This is a genomic window from Isoptericola cucumis, assembly GCF_014635665.1.
GTDB classification, from domain to species: Bacteria; Actinomycetota; Actinomycetes; order Actinomycetales; family Cellulomonadaceae; genus Isoptericola; species Isoptericola cucumis.
In genome coordinates this window covers 242322-260107 of sequence record NZ_BMDG01000003.1, presented here as the reverse complement: position 1 = coordinate 260107, position 17786 = coordinate 242322, and the positions used below count along the sequence as shown (strand labels likewise).

Annotated in this window: 16 protein-coding genes; 8 read left to right on the top strand and 8 right to left on the bottom strand. The window is 73.1% G+C overall.

The genetic code is table 11. The annotated features are described in order from the left end of the window. Window positions 1-69: 69 nt before the first annotated feature. Together IEW03_RS05425 and IEW03_RS05420 are read left to right on the top strand one after the other, a co-directional pair. The gene (locus IEW03_RS05425) at window positions 70-1101 is read left to right on the top strand and encodes a LacI family DNA-binding transcriptional regulator (protein WP_188522632.1); all 1032 of its coding nucleotides are present in this window, start codon (window positions 70-72) and stop codon (window positions 1099-1101) included. Then, window positions 1098-2741 carry a UxaA family hydrolase gene (locus tag IEW03_RS05420; protein ID WP_188522631.1) on the top strand — a complete coding sequence of 548 codons (1644 nt, stop codon included), beginning with the start codon at window positions 1098-1100 and terminating at the stop codon, window positions 2739-2741. The genes IEW03_RS05425 and IEW03_RS05420 overlap by 4 nt, the downstream gene beginning before the upstream one ends. Before the next feature lie 53 nt (window positions 2742-2794). On the opposite strand, the gene IEW03_RS05415 is transcribed toward IEW03_RS05420, so the two are convergent. Further along, window positions 2795-3382 carry a TetR/AcrR family transcriptional regulator gene (locus tag IEW03_RS05415; protein ID WP_188522630.1) on the bottom strand — a complete coding sequence of 196 codons (588 nt, stop codon included), beginning with the start codon at window positions 3380-3382 and terminating at the stop codon, window positions 2795-2797. Between the two features lie 80 nt (window positions 3383-3462). On the opposite strand from IEW03_RS05415, the gene IEW03_RS05410 reads away from it, so the two are divergent. Continuing rightward, the gene (locus IEW03_RS05410; protein ID WP_188522629.1) at window positions 3463-3864 is read left to right on the top strand and encodes a VOC family protein; all 402 of its coding nucleotides are present in this window, start codon (window positions 3463-3465) and stop codon (window positions 3862-3864) included. Window positions 3865-3867: 3 nt separating this feature from the next. Here IEW03_RS05410 and IEW03_RS05405 read toward each other — a convergent pair whose 3' ends face one another. The 7 genes from IEW03_RS05405 to IEW03_RS05375 all read right to left on the bottom strand — a co-directional run bounded on the left by IEW03_RS05405 (window position 3868) and on the right by IEW03_RS05375 (window position 11982). Then, window positions 3868-4866 carry an ABC transporter substrate-binding protein gene (locus IEW03_RS05405; protein ID WP_188522628.1) on the bottom strand — a complete coding sequence of 333 codons (999 nt, stop codon included), beginning with the start codon at window positions 4864-4866 and terminating at the stop codon, window positions 3868-3870. A 67-nt stretch (window positions 4867-4933) separates the two neighbouring features. Then, window positions 4934-5947, bottom strand: a complete 1014-nt coding sequence (locus tag IEW03_RS05400) for an ABC transporter permease (RefSeq protein WP_188522627.1) — start codon at window positions 5945-5947, stop codon at window positions 4934-4936. Beyond that, window positions 5944-7482, bottom strand: a complete 1539-nt coding sequence (locus IEW03_RS05395) for a sugar ABC transporter ATP-binding protein (protein ID WP_188522626.1) — start codon at window positions 7480-7482, stop codon at window positions 5944-5946. The genes IEW03_RS05400 and IEW03_RS05395 overlap by 4 nt, the downstream gene beginning before the upstream one ends. Window positions 7483-7642: 160 nt before the next feature. Next, window positions 7643-8536 (bottom strand): carbohydrate ABC transporter permease, encoded by an 894-nt coding sequence (locus IEW03_RS05390; RefSeq protein ID WP_229737550.1) that lies wholly within the window; start codon window positions 8534-8536, stop codon window positions 7643-7645. Next, the gene (locus IEW03_RS05385; protein ID WP_188522625.1) at window positions 8529-9479 is read right to left on the bottom strand and encodes a carbohydrate ABC transporter permease; all 951 of its coding nucleotides are present in this window, start codon (window positions 9477-9479) and stop codon (window positions 8529-8531) included. Before IEW03_RS05385 ends, IEW03_RS05390 begins: the two co-directional genes overlap by 8 nt. Beyond that, entirely contained in the window at window positions 9476-10864 is a 1389-nt protein-coding gene (locus tag IEW03_RS05380) for an ABC transporter substrate-binding protein (RefSeq protein ID WP_188522624.1), read from the bottom strand. The genes IEW03_RS05385 and IEW03_RS05380 overlap by 4 nt, the downstream gene beginning before the upstream one ends. Before the next feature lie 17 nt (window positions 10865-10881). Beyond that, on the bottom strand, window positions 10882-11982 hold the full coding sequence (locus IEW03_RS05375; protein WP_188522623.1) for a glycoside hydrolase family 172 protein: 1101 nt from the start codon (window positions 11980-11982) through the stop codon (window positions 10882-10884). A gap of 238 nt (window positions 11983-12220) precedes the next feature. Between IEW03_RS05375 and IEW03_RS05370 the strand changes: the two genes are divergently transcribed. From IEW03_RS05370 to IEW03_RS05350, 5 genes are all read left to right on the top strand, one after another. After that, entirely contained in the window at window positions 12221-13198 is a 978-nt protein-coding gene (locus tag IEW03_RS05370) for a LacI family DNA-binding transcriptional regulator (protein WP_188522622.1), read from the top strand. Window positions 13199-13297: 99 nt separating this feature from the next. After that, window positions 13298-14812, top strand: coding sequence for an FGGY-family carbohydrate kinase (locus IEW03_RS05365; protein ID WP_188522621.1), 1515 nt, complete (start codon window positions 13298-13300; stop codon window positions 14810-14812). After that, window positions 14809-16458 carry a fucose isomerase gene (locus IEW03_RS05360; protein WP_188522620.1) on the top strand — a complete coding sequence of 550 codons (1650 nt, stop codon included), beginning with the start codon at window positions 14809-14811 and terminating at the stop codon, window positions 16456-16458. The genes IEW03_RS05365 and IEW03_RS05360 overlap by 4 nt, the downstream gene beginning before the upstream one ends. Before the next feature lie 97 nt (window positions 16459-16555). Continuing rightward, window positions 16556-17392, top strand: a complete 837-nt coding sequence (locus tag IEW03_RS05355) for an HAD hydrolase family protein (RefSeq protein ID WP_188522619.1) — start codon at window positions 16556-16558, stop codon at window positions 17390-17392. Window positions 17393-17413: 21 nt separating this feature from the next. Beyond that, window positions 17414-17758 (top strand): cupin domain-containing protein, encoded by a 345-nt coding sequence (locus IEW03_RS05350; RefSeq protein ID WP_188522618.1) that lies wholly within the window; start codon window positions 17414-17416, stop codon window positions 17756-17758. Window positions 17759-17786 lie beyond the last annotated feature (28 nt).

Genomic DNA, 17786 nt, shown 5'->3' with positions numbered 1-17786 from the left:
CGCTGAAACACGCTGGAACCGGTTCCAGTCGTCGTATCCCCTCGTCGTCCCCACGAGCCCGGAGGTCCCATGGTCACGCTGCGCGAGGTCGCGCGGGCGGCGGGCGTCTCGCTGGCGACGGCGTCGCGGGCGCTCAGCGACGCGCCCCACGTCTCCGCCGGCAACCGCGAGCACGTCGTGCGCACCGCGCGCGAGCTCGGCTACCGCCCGCACCACGCGGCCCGGACCCTGACGACCGGCAGCACCGCCACCGTCGGCCTGGTGCTGCCCGACCTCGCGAACCCGTTCTTCGCCACCGTCGCCAAGGGGGTGCAGGGCCGCGCCCGCGAGACCGGGCGCGAGGTCATCGTGGCCGACACCGACGAGGACGCGGCACAGGAGCACGAGCAGGTCGCACGGCTGCTCGGCCGGGTGGACGGTCTCGTGCTCTGCTCGCCGCGCATGCCCGCCGACGCCCTCGCCGCCCTGACCGCGACCGGGCGGGTGGTGCTCGTCAACCGGGAGGCGCCCGGCGTGCCGTCGGTCTCGTTCGACGTGCCCGACGGCGTGCGGCAGGCGGTCGACCACCTGCGGGCGCTCGGGCACGAGGCCGTCGCGTACGCGGGCGGGCCGCGCTCCTCGTGGTCGGACGCGGAGCGCCGCACGGCGCTCGACGCGCTCGACGACGGGGGCGCTCGACGGACGATCGACCTCGGGGCGTTCCGCCCCACCCACGGCGGCGGCGTCCAGGCCGCCGACCTCGCCCTCGCCGCCGGCGCGACCGCCGTGCTGTGCTTCAACGACCTGGTCGCCCTCGGCGTCCTCGCCCGCCTGCACGCCCGCGGCGTGCGCGCCGGCCGCGACGTCTCGGTCGTCGGCTTCGACGACGTCCCGGCGGCCACCCTCGTGACACCGGCGCTCACCACCGTCGCGCTGCCGCTCGCGCGCGCCGGGCGCGACGCCGTCGACCTGCTGGGGCCCGGGCCTGACGCCGGGTCCGACGCCGGGCTCGCCGCCGCGCACCGGCGCCTGCCTGTCGAGCTCGTCGTGCGCGCGTCGACCGCTCCCGCTCCCTCCCGCTCCACCGCACCCGCCGCCGATCCCGAGGTCGTGATCCGATGAGCACCGCCCCGCACCACCCGCTCCTGCCCCTCGCGGCCGCGCCCGGGCACGGGTCCCGGTCCGCCGAGCACCCGCTGCCCGGCGTCGTCGAGCTGGCGGACGTCGCGCTGCTGCTGCGGCCCGCCGACGACGTCGCCGTCGCCACGCGCCAGGTACCCGCGGGGACGACGGTGCGGCTGCCGGACGGCACCGCGGTGACGACGACGTCGACGCTGCCGCGCGGGCACAAGCTCGCCGTCCGGCCGGTCACCGCGGGCGCCGAGGTGCGCAAGTACGGGCAGTCGATCGGCCGCGCGAAGCGCGACGTCGCGCCGGGCGACCACGTGCACACGCACAACCTCGGCTTCGCCGACCCCGGCGCCGAGGCGAGCGACGACGGCGCCCAGGAGCACGAGTTCGGCACGGCCCGCACGACGCTCCCCGAGCCCGCGACGCGCCGGACGTTCCGGGGGTACCGGCGCTCGGACGGCCGCTGGGGCACCCGCAACTACGTCGGCATCCTCACGTCGGTGAACTGCTCCGCGTCGACGGCGCGCATGATCGCCGACCAGTTCCGCGGCCCGGTGCTGGACGCCTACCCGCACGTCGACGGTGTCGTCGCCCTCACCCACGACACCGGCTGCGGCCTCGTGCCGACCTCCGAGGGCGCCCAGGTGACGCTGCGCACGCTGCGCGGCTACGCGTCGCACGCCAACATGGCGGGCCTGCTCGTCGTCGGGCTCGGCTGCGAGATGCTCCCGGTCACGTCCGTCCTCGGCGGCCTGGAGCTGCGCGAGGACCTCCCCGTGCGCACGCTGACCATCCAGGACACGGGCGGCATCCGCGCCACCGTGCGCGCCGGGGTCGCCGCGATCACCGAGATGCTGCCGGGGATCGACGCGCTGCGCCGCGCGGAGGCGCCCGCGTCCGAGCTGGTGCTGGGCCTGAACTGCGGCGGCTCGGACGGGTTCTCCGGGATCACCGCGAACCCCGCCCTGGGGCACGCGTCCGACCTGCTGGTGGCGCAGGGCGGCACGTCGATCCTCGCCGAGACGCCCGAGGTCTTCGGCGCCGAGCACCTGCTCCTGCGCCGCGCCGTCTCGGAGGAGGTGGGGCAGCGGCTGCTCGACCGCATCGACTGGTGGCAGGGGTACGCGGCCGCCGGCGGCGGCACCCTCGACAACAACCCGTCACCCGGCAACAAGGCCGGCGGCCTCACCACCATCCTCGAGAAGTCGCTCGGCGCCGTCGCCAAGGCCGGCACCGCCGACCTCGTGGCCGTGCACGAGTACGCCGAGCCCGTCACCGAGCGCGGCATGACGTTCATGGACACCCCCGGCTACGACCCGGTGTCGGTGACCGGCATCGTCGCGGGCGGTGCCAACGTCGTCGTCTTCACCACGGGGCGCGGCTCGGTGCTGGGCTGCAAGCCGTCCCCGTCGATCAAGGTCGCGACCAACTCCGACACGTACCGCCGCATGCGCGAGGACATGGACCTGGACGCCGGGCGCATCGTGGAGGACGGGCTGTCGGTGGAGGACGTGGGCGACGAGCTCTTCGAGAAGATCCTCGCCGTCGCGTCCGGCGAGCAGACCGTCTCCGAGGAGCTGGACCTCGGCGCGGACGAGTTCGTGCCGTGGCAGCTCGGCGCGGTCACCTGACACCGGCCGCCGCGGTGCCGTCGAGGTGCCGTCGAGGTGCGCCCGGTGCCGGGTCAGGCCCGGACGCCGCGCAGCAGGCGACGCAGCGCCTGCCATGCCTGCGCCAGAGCACGCTCGCGGTCAGGGGCGTCGGCCACCCACAGCGCGGCCTCGTTCATGGCGCCCGAGAGCAGCGCGGACGTCGCGGCGACGCCGTCACGACGCACCCGGCCGGCGTCGGCGAGCTCGGTGAGGACGGCGTCGAGCAGGCGCCCCGAGCTGCGGGCGTCGTCCTGCCGCCAGCGCGCCCAGCCGAGCACGGCGGGGCCGTCCACCAGCACGACCTGCCGCGCGTCGTCGGCCACGACGGCCCGCAGGAACGCGTGGCACCCGGCCTCGAGACCTTCCCAGGGGTCGTGCACATGGTCGGTCGCTCGTTCGATCTCGGCCGCGACGGCGGCCGTCACGCTCGCGTGCACCGCGGCGAAGAGGCCCACCCTGCTGCCGAAGTGGTGGTAGACGGCGCCCCGCGTGACGCCGCAGGCCGCGGCGACCTCCTCGACGGCGACGGCGGCGTATCCCCGCCGGGCGTACAGGTCGCGGGCGGCGGCCAGGATCGCGGCCGCCGTGGCCTCGCTCTCGGCCTTCGTCCTCCTGGGCATGGTTGACAGGTTACCGACATCGTGAATGTATAGATACGTACACGCCGTATGTATCTTGTCGGTCCCCCGAAGGAGCCCCGATGATCACGAGCCTCTACCCCGTCCTCGCCACGTCCGACGTGCCGGCGACCGCCCGGTTCTACGCCGACCTGCTCGGCATGACGCCCACGTTCACCTCCGACTGGTACGTCAGTCTGCGCGCCGACGACGCGGAGATCGCCGTCGTCGACGCCGATCACGCCACCATCCCCGAGCGCGCCCGGGGCGCGCGCACTGCCGGCGTCCTCGTCACCGTGGAGGTGGACGACGTCGACGCGGTGCACGCCCGGGTCGTCACCGCCGGGAGCCACGACGTCGTGCTGCCGCTGCGGGACGAGGAGTTCGGCCAGCGGCACTTCATCGTGGCCGGGCCGGACGGCGCGCTCGTCGACGTGGTCACGCCGATCGCGCCGTCCGGCGAGTTCGCGGCCCTCTACGCGTGAGCCCTACTCGTAGAGGACCTCGGCGATCTCCGGGTCGTCCATCGTCTCCTTGTCGTACCAGAAGAAGCCGGAGTCGATGACGGGCTCGACCTCCTCGCCGTCGATCGCGGCGACGGCTGCCTTGACCGTCTCGTACCCGATCCCGACGGGGTTCTGCGTGATCGCGCCCGCCATCACGCCGTCCTTGATGGCGTCGAGCTGCGCCTTGCCGGAGTCGAAGCCGATCACCGTGAGGTCGCCCGCCTTGCCCAGCTCCTGCACCGCCTTGACGACGCCGGTGGCCGCGCCCTCGTTGGTGCCGTACAGCCCCTTGAGGTCGGGGTTGGCCTGCAGGATGGACTTGGCCGCGTCGGCCGACTTGAGCTGGTCGCCGCCCGCATACTGGGTGTCGACGATCTCCAGGTCGGGCGCGTTCTCCTCGATGTAGTCGACGAACCCGCTGACGCGCTGCTGGCCCGTCTGCGACGTCTGGTCGTGACCGAGCACGGCGATCTTGCCCTTGCCGCCCGTGAGCTCGACCATGTGCTTCGCCGCCTCGGCGGCCGCCGCGACGTTGTCGGTGGAGACCGTCGTGAGCGGGACCTCGGAGTCGACGCCGGAGTCGAAGGCGATCACCGGGATGCCGCGCGACTGGGCGTCGGTCATGAGGGGGATCGACGCCTCGGAGTCGAGGGCGGCGAACCCGAGCGCGTCGGGGCTCTTGTCGAGCGCGGTCTGCAGCATCGACAGCTGCTTGTCCACCTCGGTCTCCGTCTCCGGCCCCTCGAAGGTGACCTCGACGTCGAGCTCGGCGGCGGCCTCGTCCGCGCCCTTCTTCACGGCCTGCCAGAACTGGTGCTGGAACCCCTTGGACACCAGGGCGACGTACGGCTTGTCGCCCTCGCCGCCGCCCCCGCTGCCCCCGCCGTCGTCGGCGCACGCGCCGAGCGAGAGGAGAAGCGTGGTCGCCGCCGCGACGGCGACGTACTTCGGCGCGGACTTCGTGAACCTCGTGACACTCATGGGTGGCGCTCCTTCGGTGCGGACGTCGTCGTCGGAAGAGTCGTCGTCGGAACAGGGGTGCGGGCGGTCAGGCGTCCTTGCCCCGCCGCAGGATGTCGGCGTAGACGGCCAGGAGGATCACGACGCCCACCGCGACCTTCTGCCACTCCTGCGGGATGGACATGATCCGCAGGCCGTTGGTGAGCGTGCTCATGATGAGGGCGCCGATCACGGTGCCGAGGATCGTGCCGCGCCCGCCGCGCAGCGACGTGCCGCCGATGACGACCGCGGCGATCGCCTCGAGCTCGTACCCCAGGCCGAGGCCCGGCTGGGCGGAGTTCAGCCGGGAGGCCATGACCACGCCGGCCAGGCCCGTGAACGTCCCGGCGAGGGTGTACACCGCCACCTTCCACCGCCGCACGTTGATGCCGGAGATCGCCGTGGCCTCCTCGTTGGAGCCGATCGACAGGGCGTAGCGCCCGATGAGCGACTTGCTCAGCAGCACCCCGGCCACGACGGCAGCGACGAAGAAGATCAGCACCGCGTTCGGCAGGCCGGGGACCAGCTCCCCGAGCGCGATCTGCGAGAAGCCGGCGACGTCCGAGAAGTAGATCGGCTTGGTGCCCGAGATGATCAGGGACAGGCCCTGGGCGACCATCATCATCGCCAGCGTCGCGATGAACGGCGGGATCCGCAGGAACGACACGTTGAGGCCGTTCAGGAGGCCCAGCAGCGCGCCGGTCGCGATGCCGCCGAGCACCCCCACGGCCAGGGGCAGGCCCAGGTTCGTCAGGAAGACGCCGGTCATGACCGCGCACAGCGTCATCCCGGTGCCCACCGACAGGTCGATGCCGCCCGTGGCGATGACGAACGTGGCGCCGAGCGCCATGATCCCCGTGACCGCCGTGGCGAGCAGGATGCCCTTGATGTTGGCCCACTCGAGGAAGAACGGGCTGGCGAACGAGAAGAAGGCGAAGATCACCACCAGGCCCGCGAACGCGAGGATCTGCTGCAGCTGCTGGCGGTACCGCGGACCGCGGGTCGTCCCGGTCGCCGGGGCCGGGCCTGCCGTGGACGTCGTCGGTGTCGTGGGGGAAGTCATCGGGCGTCTCCCGTCGTGGCGGAGGGGTGAGGCTCGCCGGCCGTGCCGCCGAAGCGGGTCGCGAGCTCCATGAGGTCGTGCTGGGTGGTGCCCGCGTTGTCCCGGACGCCGGTGACGCGGCCCTCGCACATCACGACGATCCGCTCCGCCAGCCGGAGCACCTCCGGCAGCTCGGACGAGATCATGACGATCGCCTTGCCCTGGGCGGCGAGGGACTCCAGGAGCTCGTAGATCTCCTCCTTGGCGCCCACGTCGATGCCGCGGGTCGGCTCGTCCACGACCAGCACGTCGCAGTCGCGCACGAGCCACTTGGCCAGCACGATCTTCTGCTGGTTGCCCCCGGAGAGGTTCTTCGCCCGCTGCCGCACCGACGGCGTCTTGATACCGAGCCGGCGCACCATGTCGGCGGCCGTGCGGCGCACGGCGCCGTCCCGGACGAAGCCGGCGCGGGTCTCGCGCCGCAGCGAGGAGAGCATGACGTTCGACGCGACGTCCTGGTCCAGCAGCAGGCCGTAGCGCTTGCGGTCCTCCGACAGGTAGCCGATGCCGTGCCCGACCGCGTCGGCGGGGTTGCGGATCGTGACCCGGCGCCCGCGCACCTCGACGGCGCCGGTGCTCGGGTCGGCCCCGACGAGCGCGCGGGCGACCTCGGTGCGTCCCGCACCCATGAGGCCGGCGAACCCCAGGATCTCCCCCTCGTGCAGGTCGAAGGAGACGTCGCGCAGCAGCTTCTTCGTGCTCAGGCCCTCGACGCGCAGCACCACGGGCCGGTCCGCCGGCGCCGGCGCCGGGCGCACGTCGGTGGCGATCTGACGGCCCACCATCAGGGCGATGACCTCGCGCGTGGTGGTCGCGGGCGTGTCGAGCGTGTCGATGTACCGGCCGTCGCGCAGCACGGTGATGCGGTCCGAGATCTCGTTGATCTCGTCCATGCGGTGAGAGATGTACACGACGCCGGTGCGCGGCGTGACGAAGTCGCGCACCAGGCGGAACAGGGTGCGCACCTCCGCGTCGTTCAGCGCGGCGGTCGGCTCGTCCATGATGAGCACGCGCGTGTCGAACGACAGCGCCTTGGCGATCTCCACCATCTGCTGCTCGGCCACGCTCAGCTCCGACACCCGACGGCGCGGGTCCAGCGGGATGTCGAGCCGGCGCAGCAGGTCGGCCGCCTGGCGCACCAGGGCCCGGTCGTCCATGAAGCCCGCGCGGCGCGGCTCGCGCCCCGCGAAGACGTTCTGCGCCACCGACAGGTCCGGCATCAGGTGGAACTCCTGGTGGATGGTGCTGATGCCCAGCTCGTTCGCGGCCCGCGGGCCGCTCGGCGCGAACGGGGCGCCCTCGATCTCCAGCGTCCCGGCGTCCGCCGGGTGGATGCCGGAGAGGATCTTCATGAGGGTCGACTTGCCGGCGCCGTTCTCCCCGACCAGCGCCAGGACCTCGCCGTGGCGCAGCTCGAGCTGCACGTCGTCGAGCGCCCGCACGCCGGGGAACTCCTTGCTGACGCCCGAGGCGCGCAGCAGCGGTGTCGTGCTCACGTGGAAGCCCCTTCGCCTCACGATGTGACGCAGCCATGTCTAGCGTAGTCATCGGATGCCTCACAAGCGTTCACGCCGTCGGCATCCCGATCCGCGGTGAATCATCCGTGTTGACCGGCCTCAGCGCCCTGCAACATCGGATGATTCACCGCAGAACGGCCTACTTGAAGCCGGCGTTCTTGATCGACTCGACGATCTGTCGCTGGAAGAAGAAGAAGATCAGCAGCGTGGGCAGCGCGGCGACGGTCGCCGCGGCGAGCACGTAGTTCCAGTCCCCCAGGTACTGCTGCCCGAAGGTCGCGATGCCGAGCTGCACGACGCGCAGGTCGGGGTCGGACGTGATCGTCAGCGGCCAGACGAACGAGTTCCAGTTCGCGAGGAAGAAGAACACCGCGAGCGCCGACAGGATCGGCTTGGACAGCGGCAGGATCACGCTGCGGTAGATCCGCCAGTAGCTCGCGCCGTCGACGAGCGCCGCCTCCTCCAGCTCGGCCGGCAGCGACACGTAGAACTGTCGCAGCAGGAAGATTCCGAAGGCGTTGAAGATCGCCGGCACGATGAGCCCGGCGTAGCTGTCCAGGAGCCCGAGGCTGCGCACCACGACGAACGTCGGGATGAGGATGACCGGCAGGCTCACCAGCAGCGTCGAGAAGATCAGCAGGAAGATCGTGTCCCGGCCCTTGAACTTCAGGCGGGCCAGCGCGTACGCGGCCATGGAGTGGAACCACAGCGCGACGACCGTCACCGTGGCCGACACGACGAGGCTGTTGAGCATGTACCGCAGGAACGGCACCTGGGTGAAGACGTACCGGTAGTTGTCCAGCGTCGGCTCCGACGGCAGCAGCGCGGCGCTGTTGACCTCCGCCGCCGTCTTGAACGACCCGGTGACCATCCAGGCCAGCGGGAAGATCGTCGCCAGCCCGAGCACGATCCCGAGGACCATGAGGGCGACGCGGGGGCGGGTCCAGCGGCTGTCCTGGCGGCGGCGTGCCCGCCCGGCCCCGGCCGCCGGCGCCGCGGTGTCGTGCGTGGCTGCAGGCAGGGTCTCAGTCATTGTCGAACCGACCTCCTCGGGTCACCGCGAACATGAGCGCCGACCACGCGAGCATCACGAGGACGAGCACCGAGCCGATCGCGGCGGCGTAGCCGAGCTCGCCGAACAGGAACGCCTGCTCGTAGACGTAGAAGATGAGCAGCGTCGTCGCCCCGGCGGGGCCGCCGCCGGTGAGGACGAACACGAGGTCGAGCCCGCCGGTGATGACGGCGACCGTCGCCGTGACGACGACGAAGAAGCTCGTGGGGCGCAGGAGCGGCAGGGTGATCTGCCGGAACCGCTGCCAGGCGCCCGCGCCGTCGATGCGCGCCGCCTCGTAGTACTCGCCCGGGATGTCCTGCAGCCCGGCGAGGAAGATGATCATGTAGTAGCCCATCTGGAACCACACCGTGATCACGACCACCGTGCCGAGGGCGAGGCTCGGTTCACCGAGGAACGCGACGTCGTCGACACCGAAGAGCCCGAGCAGCCGGCTGATCACCCCCGTGCGCTCCGAGAGCATGAACTCCCACACCATGGCCACGACGACGAGGCTGATGACGTACGGGACGAACAACATGCTGCGGATGGCGCCCACGAACGGGATCTTCTGCTGCACGAGCAGCGCGAGCCCGAGCCCGACCACGAAGATCGCCGGGACCACGCCCACGAGGTACAGCAGGGTGATCCGCACGCTGCTCCAGAACTGCGGGTCGCCCGCCATCCGGACGTAGTTGCCGAGCCCGATGAAGTCGAACGAGCCGAACCCGTCCATGCGGAAGAAGCCGAGCACCACCGACAGGACCATCGGGACGGCGACGAAGACGAAGAGCCCGAGCGAGTCGGGCAGCAGGAACCAGAACGCGGCGCGGCGCTGGCGGCGCTCCTGCGCGGCCTTGCCGGTGGGCGCGGGCGCCCCGGCCCGGGCGCGCCCGGCCGTGCGCGAGACGGTGACGGCACTCATACGAGCGACCCTCCCTCGTAGGTCTCCAGGTAGCTGGAGATGGCCGCCTGGGCCGTCTCCGCCTGCTGGCGCGGGTCGGCCCCGCCGAGCATGGAGTTCTGGATGGCGTTGGAGACGGCCTTGTAGATGACGGGCGGGTACCGCGGCTCGGCACGCCCGGTCGGCAGGATCTCGTCGCGGAACTGCTGCAGCACGGGGTCCTCGAACGCGCCGCTGTCGCCGATCGCCTCGGTGACCGAGCGGCGCGCGGGGATGTTGCCCTTGTCGACCCCGTTCCACTGGACGGCACGGTCGACCGACTCGGCCGACATCGAGCCCATGACCTCGGCCGCGAACCGCGCGGCGGACTCGGGGTCCCGGCCCCGGGCGTTGACGACCCACGCCCAGCCACCGAGGGCCGTCACCGACTCGCCGCCGGGCGGGGCCGGCAGCCGGAAGATCCCGTACGGGTGGTCGGGGGCGTTCTGCCGCATCGCCTCGACCTGCCAGATGCCGGTCTGCCACATCGCGGCGTACCCGTTGGTGAAGGCCCCGACCATGTCGCCGCCGGCCGGCAGCGTCCGGGAGGCGGCGCCGGACCCGACGGCGTCGCCGAACAGGGCGAGGGCCGCCGTCGCGGCGTCGGAGTCGAAGGTCGCCTGCTGCGTGCGCGGGTCGACGACGTCGCCGCCGCCCTGCCAGACCCACGGGTAGAACGTGAAGTTCTGGTAGTAGCTGGGGGTGGTGTCGAGCACCAGCCCGGTGCGCTGGCCGCCGCTGAGCCGTCGGCCGAGCTCGAGCATCTCCTCCCAGGTGGTCGGCAGGTCCCCCTCGGACAGCCCGGCCTCCTCGAAGGCGGGGACGTCGTAGAAGATCGCGAGCGGCTCCTGTTCCATCGGCAGGCCGTAGATCTTGCCGTCGACCGTGCGGGTGGCGAGCGCCTCCGGGTAGAAGTCGTCGATCGCCTCCTGGGTGAGGTAGGGCGTGAGGTCCGTCAGGACCCCGCCGTTGTAGTACCGCAGGAAGTCGCCGGGCGAGATGAGGAAGAGGTCGGGCCCGTCGCCGGACGCGAACGCCGTGGTCAGCCGGGTGTTCGTCGGGTCGGTGTAGGCCGGGATGTAGACCATGTCCACCGGTCGCTCGCCGGCCTTGGCCCACCGGTCCACGTTGTCCAGGAACCACTGGCTCTGGGCGACGAGGTTCGGGTCCTGCTGCGGCGCCGGCGCGTACTGCTGCCAGAACTGCAGCGGCGCGGACCGGGCCGAGGCCGACGGCGTGCACCCGGCCACCGCCCAGGCCGCCGCGAGCGTGCCCGCACCGGCGGCGCCGAGCCGCAGCATGTCGCGGCGGGTGAGGTGCGCGGCGGCGGGCGAGCCGCGGCGCACGGGGCTGTTCGACGTGCTCATGGGGCCTCCGTCGTCGCTCAGAGCACCTCGAGCGCGTCGGCGCCCGGGGTCTCGGGGCGCTGTGCGGTCGGGCGGTCGAGGTAGAAGAACGCGGTCGACGCGATGTCGTCGTGCAGCGGCAGGTAGCGGTGCCCCGAGCGCCAGCCCAGGGCCTGGACCTCGACGCTCAGGTCCTCGGCGAAGTGGATCGGGTCGGCGACGTGCCAGCGGTACATGCCGAACCGCTGCTGGGAGCGGTAGAGGCCGTCGGGCCGCAGCACCTGGTGCAGACCGAGGTACGGCGTGGTGAACGCCGTGTATCCGGCGCCCGGGACGTCGAAGTTCCACGCGCCGCCGAAGTAGTCCTCGGTGCCGGTGCCGCAGATGGTCGGGAACCCGCCGTCCTCGCCTCCGTCCGCACCGCGCTCCGTGCCGAGGTCGCCGTCGAGGTAGAACTTCATCTCCCCCTCGCCCCACCAGCCGGAGCTGTTCACGCCCCAGGCCAGGTAGGTGCCGACGTAGTGGCCGTGCCCCTCGACGCCGGTGAGGATCGGGTGGGTGACGGCGTCGGGCAGCGGGTTGCTGCGCCGCCACTGCGCGTGCAGGTAGCCGGCGTCGTCCCCCGCCGCCCCGGTACCGGTCTCGTAGGTCACCTGGTAGTAGACGACCGCGGTCTCGGTGCCCAGGTTCTCGACGGTCAGGTGCGCGGCCTCGCGGAACGGCATCGGCCAGTAGCTGTTGAACCCGCCCTGCGGGTTGACGGCGACCATCGACGAGCTGAGCTGGGCGAACTCGCCCCATCCCTGGCCGAAGAAGTCGCCGACGGGCACCTCGACGGCGGGCTCGGACGCGCCGTCCCAGAAGGCGCGCAGCAGCAGCGAGCGCCAGTGGTCGGTGTGGGTGGTGAGCCAGACGTGGGTGATCCGGCCGGGGCCCTCGATCTGCGCCAGGTCGAACGTCGCCCCGGCGGGGATCTCGACGCTCGGCGACACCTTCCAGCCCTGGCCCAGGTCGCGGGCGGGCCCGGCGCCGGTGCCCTCGACGGCGCGCCCGCCGCCGCCCTTGCGGCCGGTGAAGTTCTCCGGGCTGATGGATCGGGTGGCGACCGACCGCAGTGCGGCGACGTCGGTGCGGAACATGTCGTGTCTCCTTCGACAGGGACGTGGGCGGGCCGGGGACGCCGTCGGACCGACGGCGTCGTCGTCGAACCGTCCGGGCTGAGCGGGCATGGCTGAGCGCGCCACGCGGCGCCGGTGGTGGGCCGCGTGCGCTAGGGTGTAATCGATTACAGGGGATCGTAGAAGTCACCCTCGGGGGTGTCAACCCCCCGCGCGGCCCCCTGCCATAAGGTGTGCTCAGGTCACCAGAAGGGGCGAGATGACGAGGATCAAGGACGTCGCGGCGCTGGCGGGCGTCTCGACGGCGACCGTGTCCCGCGTGCTCAACGACAAGACGGTGAGCCCCGACCTCGCGGCCGCGGTGCGCCGCGCGGTCACCGAGCTCGGGTACACCCCCAACCGCACGGCCCGCTCGCTGCGGCGCCAGCACTCGGAGCTCATCGCCCTCGTGCTGCCCGACATCGAGAACCCGTTCTTCACCTCCCTCGCCCGCGGCGTCGAGGACGTGGCCCGCACGGCGGGGCTCTCCGTGGTGCTGTGCAACACCGACGAGGACGTCGAGACCCAGGAGCACTACCTGCGGATCGCCGACGACGAGAACATGGCCGGGGTGATCGTGGCCCCGGCCGGCCCGTCGGGGTTCCTGGCCCGCCTCACCGAGCGCCACCGTGCGGTGGTGGTCGTCGACCGTGCCGTGGCCGACGACGTCGACCAGGTCCTCTTCGACAACGAGGACCTCGGGCGCCGCGCGACCCAGGCGCTCCTGGACCGGGGCCACCGGCGCATCGCGTGCGTCACCGGCCCGCGCGAGACGCCCACGGCCGAGGCCCGGGCGGACGGCTGGCGCGCGGCGCTGACGGCGGCCGGCCTGCCCGCCCCGGACGACCTCCTCGTGCACGCCAACTACCGCGTCGACGGCGGGGAGGCCGCGATGACGCGGCTGCTGGCCGCCGCCGAGCCGCCGGACGCCGTGCTGGCGACGAACAACCTCGTCGGCGTGGGCGCCCTGCGGATGCTCTCGGCCGAGCGCGGCCCGCGCGCGCAGCTGGGCATCATCGGCGACCTCCCGTTCGCGACGTCGCACATCGACGACACGTTCCTGCTGCGGCTGCACCCGCGCGAGATGGGCCTCACCGCCGCGCGCCTGCTCGTGTCGCGCATCCGGGGCGAGGCAGGGCCGGCGCAGCGCGTGGTCCAGCCCTCGCGGCCGGTGCTGCTGGGCGCCTCCCCTTCCTGACCGGCACGCCGGCCCGCACGCCTATCCGCACACCCGCGGGGTGCTGCGGGTGCGGGAGGACGCTTGCGGCTGTAATCGATTTCTGCCACAGTGACCGTCATGCCAGACCGCGCCTTCCTCGGCGTCGACATCGGCACCTCGAGCAGCAAGGGCGTGCTCGTCGGTCCCGACGGCGCCATCCTCCGCACCGCCGTGCGGACCCACGACGTCAGCCGTCCCGCCCCCGGCCACGTGGAGATGGACGCCGAGACCTGGTGGACCGAGCTCCTCGACATCACCGCCGAGCTCACCTCCGGCCTGGGCCCGGGCACGCAGGTCGCCGCCCTCGGCGTCTCGGGCATGGGACCCTGCGTCCTGCTCACCGACGACCCCGGGACGCCCCTGCGCCCGGCGATCCTCTACGGCGTGGACACGCGGGCGACGGCGCAGGTCGAGGCGCTCGACGCCGCGCTCGGCAGGCGCACCGTCCTCGAGACCTGCGGGTCGGCCCTGTCGTCGCAGGCCGCGGGCCCGAAGATCGCCTGGGTCCGCGACCACGAGCCCGACGTCTACGCCCGGGCCCGGCACCTGTTCATGCCGGCGTCGTTCCTCGCCTTCCGGCTCACCGGCGCCTACGTGCTCGACCACCACTCGGCGTCCCAGGCGACCCCCCTCTACGACCCGCGGGCCCACCGCTGGCACGACCGCTGGGCCGGGCTCGTCGCGCCCGGCCTGGAGCTGCCGGAGCTGCGCTGGCCCGGCGAGGCCGCGGGCGTGACGCGGGAGGCGATCCCCGGCGTACCGGCCGGCACGCCCGTGATCACCGGGACGATCGACGCCTGGTCGGAGGCCGTGAGCGTCGACGCCCAGAACGTCGGGGACCTCATGCTCATGTACGGGACCACGATGTTCCTCGTGGCCACCGTGGCCGAGCCGCTGCGCAGCGAGACGATGTGGGGCACCGTCGGCGCGTACCCCGGGACGCACAACCTGGCAGGCGGCATGGCCACGTCGGGCGCGATCACGTCGTGGCTGCGCGACCTCACCGGGGCCGACTATCCCACGCTCCTCGCGGAGGCGACGCGCTCGGGACCGGGCGCGAACGGGCTGCTGGTGCTGCCGTACTTCGCCGGCGAGCGCACCCCGGTGCAGGACCCCGACGCCCGTGGTGTCGTCGCCGGCCTCACCCTGAGCCACACCCGCGGCGACCTGTACCGGGCCGCGCTCGAGGCCACGGCGTTCGGCGTCCGGCACAACGTCGAGGCCATGCGCGACGCGGGCGCCACGATCGAGCGCGTCGTCGCCGTGGGCGGGGGGACGCGGGGCGGGCTGTGGACGCAGATCGTCTCCGACGTCACCGGGCTGCCCCAGGTGGTGCCGACCCACACCGTCGGGGCGAGCTACGGCGCCGCCGCGCTCGCCGCCGGCCTCGTCCCCGAGACCGGCGGCCGGGCGGAAGTCGCCGCCTGGAACCCGCCCGCCGCCGCCGTCGAGCCCGACCCCGACCGGCGCGCCCGCTACGACGAGCTCTACGACCTCTACCGCGACCTCTACCCGGCGAGCCGCGAGGTCGTGCACGCCCTGGCCCGGCCCCGGCCGGCCCACCACCGACGCCCCGAAGGAGCACACCCGTGACCAGCCACGCCTACGCCGTCCCCACCGTCACCGACCCGCCCGCCGCGCCGGAGAACACCGTCTACCTCGTCGCGTCGGGCGACCTGCGCGAGTCCGCGAACGCGGCGGGCTGGTCCACCCAGGTCGGCCTGGAGCGCATCCTCACCGACGCGTTCGCGGCCCACGGCCGGAAGGTGGTGCGCGCCAACGACGTCGACCCCGCCACCGGGCACGGGTTCATCAGCAGCCAGCGCATGGGGCTCGAGGTCTTCCGCGGCATCCCGCCGGAGGCGCCGCTGGTCGTGGCCGAGGCGGTCTGGCAGTACAGCCATCACGTGCTCGCCGGGCTGCGCACCCACCGCGGCCCGATCCTCACCGCGGCGAACTTCGCCGCCGACTGGCCCGGCCTCGTGGGCCTGCTCGGGCTCAACGCCGGCCTGACCAAGATGGGCAAGGACTACTCGACGGTCTGGACCGTCGACGGCACCGACGCCTGGTTCGCCGACGCGATCGGCGAGTGGCTGGCCACCGGCACCATCACGCACGACGCGTCCCACGTGCACCCGCTGCCGGAGCTGCCGGCCACCCCGGAGACCGGGCTCGGCGAGGCGCTGGCCGCCCAGCTGCTCACGGAGAAGGCCATCATCGGCGTCTTCGACGAGGGCTGCATGGGCATGTACAACGCGATCTTCGACGACGAGCTCCTCAACGGGATCGGCATCTACAAGGAGCGCCTGTCGCAGTCCGCGCTGTGGGCCGAGATGCAGCGCGTGCCCGACGCCGAGGCCGACGAGGTGCAGGCGTGGCTCGAGGACGCGGGCATGACGTTCCGGCTCGGCACCGACGAGGCCACCGAGCTCACGGCCGCCCAGCTGCGCTGGCAGCACAAGATGTACATCGCCGCGCTGCGCATCGCCGACGACTTCGGCCTCGACGCGGTGGGCATCCAGTACCAGCAGGGCCTCAAGGACCTCTCCCCCGCGTCCGACCTGGCCGAGGGCCTGATGAACAACGTGCAGCGTCCGCCGGTCCGCTCGCGCGACGGCGCGCGCGTCCTGTGGGACGGGCAGGCGTTCCCGCACTTCAACGAGGCCGACGAGGGCGTGGCGGTCGACGCGCTGGTGACCCACCGGCTGTGGAAGGCGATGGGCCTGGACCCCGCGACCACCCTGCACGACGTGCGCTGGGGCGAGGACTACGACGGGCGCTTCGTGTGGGTCTTCGAGATCTCCGGCTCCGTCCCGGCCTCGCACCTCGAGGGCGGCTACGCGGGCGCCGAGGGGTGGCGCCAGGACCCGGTGTTCTTCCCGGCGGGCGGCTCGACCCTCAACGGCGTCTCCCGGCCGGGCGAGATCGTGTGGTCCCGCGTGTACCTCGCCGACGGTCGCCTCCAGGTCGACCTCGGCCGCGGCTCCGCCGTCGCGCTGCCGGCCGCCGAGACCACGCGCCGCAAGGAGGCGACCAACCCGGAGTGGCCGATCATGCACGCCGTGCTGCACGGCGTCTCGCGCGACCAGTTCATGGCGCGGCACAAGGCGAACCACCTCAACGTGGCCTACGCCCCCGACGCCGCGACCGCCGACCGCGCGCTCGAGGCGAAGGCCGCCCTGTTCCACCGGCTCGGGATGCCCGTGCACCTGTGCGGGGAGACGTCGCTCGCCGGCTGACGCCGGGCGACCGCCGGCCGACCGGCGGCGGAGACGCCCGCCGGTCACGGCTAGGCTGGCCCTCCCGCGCCGTCGAAGCTCTGGAGGTCTGGCGCACGTGACTGGTTCGAGGACGCGGACGATCTTCCTGGACGTGGACGGCACGTACGCCGACCACGGGACGGTACCCGAGGTGCACGCCGACGCGGTGCGCGCCGCCCGGGCGGCCGGGCACCGGGTGCTGCTGTGCACGGGCCGGCCCGTGTCGATGCTCCCCGACCCGCTGCTGGCGGCGGGCTTCGACGGGATCGTCGCCTCCGCCGGGGCGTACGTGAGCCTGGGCGGCCAGGTCGTCGCGGACGTGCGGTTCCCCGACGACCTGGCCACCCGGGTGCGGCACGTGCTCGACGAGCACGACGTCGCCTACCTGCTCGAGGCGCCGGAGGCGGTGTACGGGCCCGTCGGCGTCGACGACCGGCTCGCCGCGCGGGGCTCGGCCGCGCCGCGCGAGATCCTCGACATCCTGCGGATGCCGGGCGACCTGGCCGCCGTCCGGTTCGCCAAGATCAGCTACTTCGGCGCGCGCGTGCCGATCGCGACGCTGCGGGGGCTCTTCGGGCCCGAGATCGGCGTGCTGCCCAGCTCGTACGCGCTGGACGCGGGCGACACGGCGGGCGAGATCCACCTGGCACACGTCCACAAGGCCGTCGGGATCGAGGCGGTCGTGGACCACCTCGGCCTCGACCGGGCCGACGTCGTCGCCGTCGGCGACGGGCACAACGACCTGGAGATGCTGGCCTACGCGGGCACCGCGGTGGCGGTCGAGGCGGCACCGGCGCCGCTCCTCGCGGAGGCCGACCTCGTGGTCCCCGGACCGGCCGGCGGCGGCGTGGCGCGCGCGTTCGAGCGCCTCGGGCTGCTCGGCACGGCTAGCATCGCCGGGGAGACCGCCTGAGACCCTGACGAGGGAGCGACGATGCCCGACCTCGACCAGCTCACCGAGACCCACCTCGCGACCGCCCGCACCGCGGAGAACGGCCGCAGCGCCGAGATCCTCGTGCACGACGGCCCGCTGCGCCAGACCGTGCTGGCGCTCGCGGAGGGGGTCGAGCTCGGCGAGCACAACTCGCCGCCGGCCGCCTCGATCCTGGTGCTGCACGGCCGGCTGCGGGTGACCGCCCTGGCGGGCGACGAGGAGGTGTCCGCCGGCGAGCTGCGCGTGCTCACGCACCACCGGCACGCGGTGCTCGCGCTCACCGACGCGGTCTTCCTCCTCACCACCGTGACGGGCGTCGACAACCCCGTGACGACAACCCCGTGACGACCCCACAGCGGGTCGCGCGACCGGC

Coding starts and splice junctions, on each gene's coding strand:
- IEW03_RS05400 (WP_188522627.1), bottom strand. CDS start 5,947: ATGACTTCCCCCACGACACCGACGACGTCCACGGCAGGCCCGGCCCCG.
- IEW03_RS05420 (WP_188522631.1), top strand. CDS start 1,098: ATGAGCACCGCCCCGCACCACCCGCTCCTGCCCCTCGCGGCCGCGCCC.
- IEW03_RS05385 (WP_188522625.1), bottom strand. CDS start 9,479: ATGAGTGCCGTCACCGTCTCGCGCACGGCCGGGCGCGCCCGGGCCGGG.
- IEW03_RS05410 (WP_188522629.1), top strand. CDS start 3,463: ATGATCACGAGCCTCTACCCCGTCCTCGCCACGTCCGACGTGCCGGCG.
- IEW03_RS05415 (WP_188522630.1), bottom strand. CDS start 3,382: ATGCCCAGGAGGACGAAGGCCGAGAGCGAGGCCACGGCGGCCGCGATC.
- IEW03_RS05375 (WP_188522623.1), bottom strand. CDS start 11,982: ATGTTCCGCACCGACGTCGCCGCACTGCGGTCGGTCGCCACCCGATCC.
- IEW03_RS05405 (WP_188522628.1), bottom strand. CDS start 4,866: ATGAGTGTCACGAGGTTCACGAAGTCCGCGCCGAAGTACGTCGCCGTC.
- IEW03_RS05350 (WP_188522618.1), top strand. CDS start 17,414: ATGCCCGACCTCGACCAGCTCACCGAGACCCACCTCGCGACCGCCCGC.
- IEW03_RS05370 (WP_188522622.1), top strand. CDS start 12,221: ATGACGAGGATCAAGGACGTCGCGGCGCTGGCGGGCGTCTCGACGGCG.
- IEW03_RS05380 (WP_188522624.1), bottom strand. CDS start 10,864: ATGAGCACGTCGAACAGCCCCGTGCGCCGCGGCTCGCCCGCCGCCGCG.
- IEW03_RS05365 (WP_188522621.1), top strand. CDS start 13,298: ATGCCAGACCGCGCCTTCCTCGGCGTCGACATCGGCACCTCGAGCAGC.
- IEW03_RS05425 (WP_188522632.1), top strand. CDS start 70: ATGGTCACGCTGCGCGAGGTCGCGCGGGCGGCGGGCGTCTCGCTGGCG.
- IEW03_RS05390 (WP_229737550.1), bottom strand. CDS start 8,536: ATGACTGAGACCCTGCCTGCAGCCACGCACGACACCGCGGCGCCGGCG.